General features: G+C 37.0%; 5 protein-coding genes. 3 read left to right on the forward strand and 2 right to left on the reverse strand.

From position 1 onward, the window contains the following. Nucleotides 1-209 precede the first annotated feature (209 nt). Complete coding sequence (locus tag ACOVQ4_RS08270; protein WP_421820180.1) at nt 210-1052, reverse strand: DoxX family protein; 843 nt, start codon at nt 1050-1052, stop codon at nt 210-212. Between the two features lie 70 nt (nt 1053-1122). Further along, on the reverse strand, nt 1123-2250 hold the full coding sequence (locus ACOVQ4_RS08275; RefSeq protein ID WP_421820181.1) for a helix-turn-helix domain-containing protein: 1128 nt from the start codon (nt 2248-2250) through the stop codon (nt 1123-1125). Nucleotides 2251-3294: 1044 nt separating this feature from the next. Here ACOVQ4_RS08275 and ACOVQ4_RS08280 point away from each other — a divergent pair. From ACOVQ4_RS08280 to ACOVQ4_RS08290, 3 genes are all read left to right on the forward strand, one after another. Continuing rightward, nucleotides 3295-3603 (forward strand): helix-turn-helix domain-containing protein, encoded by a 309-nt coding sequence (locus ACOVQ4_RS08280; protein ID WP_421820182.1) that lies wholly within the window; start codon nt 3295-3297, stop codon nt 3601-3603. After that, complete coding sequence (locus tag ACOVQ4_RS08285; protein ID WP_421820183.1) at nt 3600-4835, forward strand: type II toxin-antitoxin system HipA family toxin; 1236 nt, start codon at nt 3600-3602, stop codon at nt 4833-4835. The genes ACOVQ4_RS08280 and ACOVQ4_RS08285 overlap by 4 nt, the downstream gene beginning before the upstream one ends. A 367-nt stretch (nt 4836-5202) precedes the next feature. After that, complete coding sequence (locus ACOVQ4_RS08290; protein ID WP_421820184.1) at nt 5203-6126, forward strand: LysR family transcriptional regulator; 924 nt, start codon at nt 5203-5205, stop codon at nt 6124-6126. The last annotated feature ends 104 nt before the right edge of the window (nt 6127-6230 follow it).

Consider the following 6230-nt stretch of genomic DNA (forward strand, 5'->3'; position numbering starts at 1 on the left):
GAGAAAGTCTGATTCAGATGTATCGACTTTTTTACACATTTTAAAAAAAACATTTTTAAAATGTGTAAAAAATGAGTTCAAGACTAAGTCTTGAACTAGTAACTTCAAATTTGTCCAGTAATCAGAGAGACGCAATGCTTGCGTCTCTCTGATGGAATATAAATTTTAACCTAATCGCTCAATTGCTAAATTAGGGATAACTCATGTTTCTATTGGTCATAAACAGCTTTATAAGACGTACTTGTGCTATTTTCGCTTAATTTAATTTTTCTGTTGTCTTTACCGTTTAATTCTATTTCACCATTAAGAGCAAATTTGATACGGGTAAAATTAAATCCTGTATTGATTTGGAACTGAGTAGTATAAACGGAATCCTTTATTACTTCCCTCATTGGCAAATCGGTATCCCAGCTGAGTGGTTGGTCGCCACCTCTCACCCCCATCGATTTAACAGCGGTTTTCTTCGGTAAAGTTACTTGCACTGTAATGGTTTGTAGTTTGGTATCTTGTACGCCTGCCATTACTAAAATCAAGATAATTGGAGCCAATGTAGCAGCACCTATTCGGATATCTTGCTTGTTGGCAATTAGATAATCAATACCAAATTTTCCACTACCAAGAATAAGGTGAAACATACTTACCCAAAGGATTCCTAAGGCAGGCATCATCGACCATAGCCCATTATCCCATTGCTGACATATAGCTGCGACCAACATTGTACAGGCCATCAAGAAAGAAAATAGGCGTGTTTGAAAACCTACAATAAAAGCGATTCCTCCTATGCCCTCACTAAATGCTCCCATATAGGCCAAAAAAACAGAAAAAACTTTGAATACCCCGCCGTATGCTGCAACGTCACTCGGAAACCAATACACTACCTCAAACAAGTCCAAATTGACTTCGGACGGCGACCAAGGTAGTCCAAACTTAGAGGCTCCAAAATCAGACGTAAGCCAATATCCGCAGATAATTCTAGGAATACTGATAAATAAATCCTGCCACCAACGTGGCATAAGAATCGGACGAAATAACAAATCGAATAGCTTTTGCATAAGAGTTTTTTTGAGCAAAAGTAGACGCTAGCAGAGGCCATTGCGCTTCAAATTATGATTTGAAACCAATTTAAAGTGCGTTTTTGGCTAAATATTCGATTGGCGAAAATCCAGTGACTTTTTTGAAGGCTCGATTGAAAGTAGCTTTACTATTAAAACCACAGTCGAAAGCAATACTCAGTAAAGTTTGATTTTTATGAATACCTTTTTCCAAAGCTATTATTACTTCGTTGATTCGATACTGATTAATTAAATCATTAAAACTCTGACCTAAACCTTTATTAATTACTTTACTCAAAATCGAAGCATTAGTTTGTAATGCTTTGGCCAACTCAACCAAGGTAAGCTCGGGATTTAAGAATACTTTTCGAGAGTCGAGATACTCAATCAGGGAAGTTTTGATGGGTATTAGCTCAGAAGGGAGTTCTTGCAAAGTATCATAGGCCTCTATCGGAATCGCGATATATTCTTCGTCTAGCGTATTGGCACTAGCCCAAAATGTTTGATTAGTAGATAATACATCTGTATGAAAAAGGGTTTTACTCTCCGCAGCATTACTATAACTAAAAATTGCAATGTAATAGCAACAAATTGCATAGCTCAAAAAATACCACCATGAATTGATATAACTCAAATCCCAAAAAAATGCAATAAGCCCAACCGTGGCTCGGATACTTAATAACACCATACAAGCAAAAAAGAACCTCGAAAGCCACGGATATAAATACAGCTCCATATTGCTTAGCACTTGACTTACGCTACGCTGATACCTGCGGACATACAAAAAACCAGCCACCAAATACAGCGTCATACTACTAAATCCCAGTATTTGATACCACGGCGCAAAATCTGGGTCTTCGCCACTTGCCAAATAGATATAGTCATGTGCTATCATTTTGTCGTATATCACCATCCATACACAGTAAATTAGGTAAATTATCGCTGGAACAAAATGTATACCTTGCCGAAAGCTCATTTTTAGGGAAGGATTTAAAAGACTCTGGGTATAAAAAAATAATACAGGCCCTAATAATAATAAGTGCTGAAAAGGAAAATAAAACAAAAAATCCCGATAGGGCTGTGTATCATACCATCCCGCAAAGCCTACCATCCACGGAGTAATATACAAAGCACTCAAGAATAAAAAGAGGCTCATCCATAGACTCGCTTTCTGAGAACTTCTGATATATTTCAACATAAATAGTCCAGCATACACTAACAAGTGTATAAAAAATATCAATAGAAAAGAGCTGTAAAAACTGAAAGAGAAAAGCATGTATTAGATAGTCATATATTTGTCTTGTGTCAAGATAGTAAATTATAGACTTATTTGACAATCCTTTCTTTTTAATAGACTCTTCAGAAAAGCATCAAATGCGAAAGCTAAAGTCTCATTTTGTTAAGTTAGTTAGATGCTTGGCATGAGGATGTAAGCTGTAGGCAATAGGCTGTAGGCATTAGGCAAAAACATTTACCACTCTTTGCCTTGTGCCTTTTGCCTTCAACACAAACAAAAGATAAATCTAATTTTTTAAGCAATAGGCACTAGGCAAGGCGTTTTTAAAACGGTCAATTTCGGGTACAAGCCTACCCAAAGAAAAACCTTTGCTTATTGGTGATTTGTATTGTAAAAAAACTTGTACCAATTATTAAAGTTTATTTTTTTAAGTAAAATTAAGTAAGTGAACAAATTTGGATTTAAGTTTTTTGTTTTAGGCAATAGGCACTAGGCAACAGGCGCAAGGCAAAGAGTGTTAAATGTTTTTTAGTAAAATGAGCTATGTTTTTGCCGAATGCCCAAAGCTGAAAGCCTATTGCTTAAAAATTAGATTTATCTTTTGTGTTGAAGGCACAAGGCTACAGGCAAGGAGTGTTAAATGTTTTTTAGTAAAATGAGCTATGTTTTTGCCGAATGCCCAAAGCTGAAAGCCTATTGCTTAAAAATTAGATTTATCTTTTGTGTTGAAGGCACAAGGCAACAAGCAAAGAGTGTTAAATTGTTTTTTTGTAAAATAAGATAGGTTTTTGCATAATGCCTACGGCTTACAGCTTACAGCTTAATGCATAAAACCTGCAGCTAAGAGCACAAAAATACTATTTGTAGAGATACCCATTCAGGAGCTTTATCACGTAAAATTATTCTTCATATTAAAGCAATATGTGTATTCAATAATCCTTAGAAAATCTTATATTTGTAATACAATAGTATTAGTATAATATTTTTTTCTCAATAAGTACTATTATGTTATCACTTATATCTGCGTCGAAAGCACAAAAAAAAATTGCCGAAAATATCCGTGAACGACGATTATCGATGGAGCTCACCCAAGAAGGGCTGGCCGAACGATCAGGGGTTCCGCTTCCTACACTAAGAAAATTTGAACAAAAGGGTGTAATCTCACTCGAATCTTTTATAAAAATAGTCATGGTTGTGGCAGAAATAGAAGAACTCATTTCTATTCTTAAACCTTCCAAGCCCATCTATAACTCTATTGATGATGTATTAAAAGCAACTACTAGTATTTCTCGAAAAAGAGGACGAAAAAAATGATTAAATCCGTAAAAGAAATAAAGGTAGGATTAGACTTTGGGGCATCCATACAACAAGTAGGTAGGCTAGCGATAGCTGACCATATCATCTATTTTGAATACGATGATGAGTTTATCAAAACAGGGCTACAAATATCACCCATACGATTACCTCTAAAAAAAGGCCTTACAGAACTATCACAACGCCCTTTTGAAGGCTTGGCTGGGGTATTCAACGATAGTTTACCCGATGGCTGGGGACGATTACTCTTCGACCGCCTTCTACGTGCAAACGGAATTTTGCCAACAACGATTACTCCACTCGACCGCCTTGCGCATGTAGGGATGTCGGGCATGGGAGCGCTTGTCTATCAACCAGACCATAGCCTCACCGAAAGTCAGGAAGTAATTGACCTAGACCAACTAGCCATACAGTCACAAGAAGTTTTACAAGGTAGTTCAGACGAAGTTATCAAAGAACTACTTACTTTAAATGGCTCTTCGGCTGGTGCTCGTCCCAAAGCGCTTGTTGGTATAAGCCAAAACCGTCAGCAAATTGTGCACGGTACCCACAAAATAGAGGAAGGTTTTGAGCCATGGCTCGTGAAGTTTACCAATTCACAAGATGGACAAGATGCTGGCGCAGTTGAGTACGTGTATGCCCTCATGGCAAAAGAAGCAGGTATTGTTATGCCCGAAGTGCATTTGTTCTCATCCCAAAAAGGAGCTGGTCACTTTGCCGTTAAACGTTTTGATTACGACGGGCATCAACGACTACACATGCACACCGTGAGTGGTTTATTACATAGTGACTTTAGGATACCTTCATTAGACTACGAAGATTTACTCAATTTGACAGGAGCTTTAACCAAAGATATCCGTGAAGTAGAAAAAATGTATCGCCTTGCTGTTTTTAATATCCTTGCTCATAATAGAGATGACCATGCCAAAAACTTCAGTTTTCTCATGAATAGTAAAGGCGAATGGAAACTAGCACCTGCCTACGATTTGACTTTTTCGAGTGGCCCCAACGGAGAGCAAAGCATGATGGTGATGGGTGAGGGTAAAAATCCTACTACTAAGCATTTGATTCAACTAGGAAAGGAAGCAAAGCTACCTCTAAAGCACATCGATGAAATTATAGAAAGGACTAAATCTGCCTTGAATTTGTGGGAGCATCTGGCTTCTCTGCATCAGGTTAAGAAAAATAATATCGATTTAATAAAAAAGAATCTTATGAAGACATGTAATTGATGTGTTTAGGCAATAGGCATTAGGGGATAGGCAATAGGCAATAGGTAAAGAGTGGTAAAAAAAATCATAACCACTAACCTACTTTTACCCAAAGCTCACAGCCGAATGCCAATACCTCAAAGCCTAAGGCACTAGGCAAAGAGTTGGAAATGTTTTTTTAGTAAAATGAGATGATATGTTTTTGCCGAATGCCCAAAGCTGAAAGCTGAAAGCCCAAAGCTGAAAGCCGTAGGCTCAAAACTAATTTTGCGTATTAACTTACTTCCAAAAACCAATATCAGGGTTTTCTATTGACTATTACTTTTACTAATTTAGAAATTAGATTCTTACTTGTTTAGCATTTCATTGAATCATTACAACTATCTATATGAACTATACATTACATCAATTGCAGGTATTCCTTACAATTAGTAGGACTAAGAGTGTTACAAAGGCCGCCGAAGAATTGCACTTGAGCCAACCTGCGGTTTCTATACAGCTAAAAAACCTGCAAGACCAGTTTGCTATCCCTCTTACCGAAGTAGTTGGACGTAAGTTGTTTATTACAGATTTTGGAAAAGAAATAGCGATTGCCGCCGAGCGCATCTTATCAGAAGTATATGCCATTAATCACAAAACGGCCGCTTTTAAAGGGCAGTTGGTTGGCCAACTCAAAATTTCGGTAGTTTCTACAGGTAAATATGTAGTTCCTTATTTTCTGAGTGACTTCATGAATCAGCATGATGGCATCGAACTAAAACTAGATGTAACCAACAAAGCAAAGGTTATCGAAAGTCTTGAGCAAAACGAGGTAGATTTTTCTTTGGTATCGATACTACCAGACCATCTACAAATTGAAAAAGTGGAGCTGATGCCCAATAAATTGTTTTTGGTAGGGAATTCTCTTCAATCTTTTCAGAAAAAACTCTATGATACCTCTGTCTTAGAAACCATACCACTCATTTATCGCGAACCAGGCTCTGGAACTAGGCATGTGATGGAGAAGTTTGTACAAGCCAATATGTTGCCTATTCATCGAAAAATGGAATTGACATCCAACGAGGCCGTAAAACAGGCAGTTTTGGCAGGCTTAGGATATTCTGTGATGCCCTTGATTGGTCTAAAACATGAGCTATCGATGGGTGATGTTCAAATTATTCCAGTAAAAGGTTTTCCTATTCAAAGTATATGGCACTTGATTTGGATGAAAGGAAAAAACTTTTCTCCAGTAGCCAAAGCATTCTTAGAATTTATCAATCAAGAAAAAGATCGAATTATTCAAGAAAAGTTTGATTGGTGTAATAAGTATTAATGGTGAATGGTGAATATAAATTTTGATAAAGCTAGTAAGTTAGTACGCAAAATAAAATTTAATTTTTGAGCTTACGGCTTTCAGCTTTGGGCATTCGGCAAAAC

It is taken from the genome of Flectobacillus sp. (genome assembly GCF_049240685.1).
In the GTDB taxonomy this organism is placed as follows: Bacteria; Bacteroidota; Bacteroidia; order Cytophagales; family Spirosomataceae; genus Flectobacillus.

Coding starts and splice junctions, on each gene's coding strand:
- ACOVQ4_RS08270 (WP_421820180.1), bottom strand. CDS start 1,052: ATGCAAAAGCTATTCGATTTGTTATTTCGTCCGATTCTTATGCCACGT.
- ACOVQ4_RS08275 (WP_421820181.1), bottom strand. CDS start 2,250: ATGTTGAAATATATCAGAAGTTCTCAGAAAGCGAGTCTATGGATGAGC.
- ACOVQ4_RS08280 (WP_421820182.1), top strand. CDS start 3,295: ATGTTATCACTTATATCTGCGTCGAAAGCACAAAAAAAAATTGCCGAA.
- ACOVQ4_RS08285 (WP_421820183.1), top strand. CDS start 3,600: ATGATTAAATCCGTAAAAGAAATAAAGGTAGGATTAGACTTTGGGGCA.
- ACOVQ4_RS08290 (WP_421820184.1), top strand. CDS start 5,203: ATGAACTATACATTACATCAATTGCAGGTATTCCTTACAATTAGTAGG.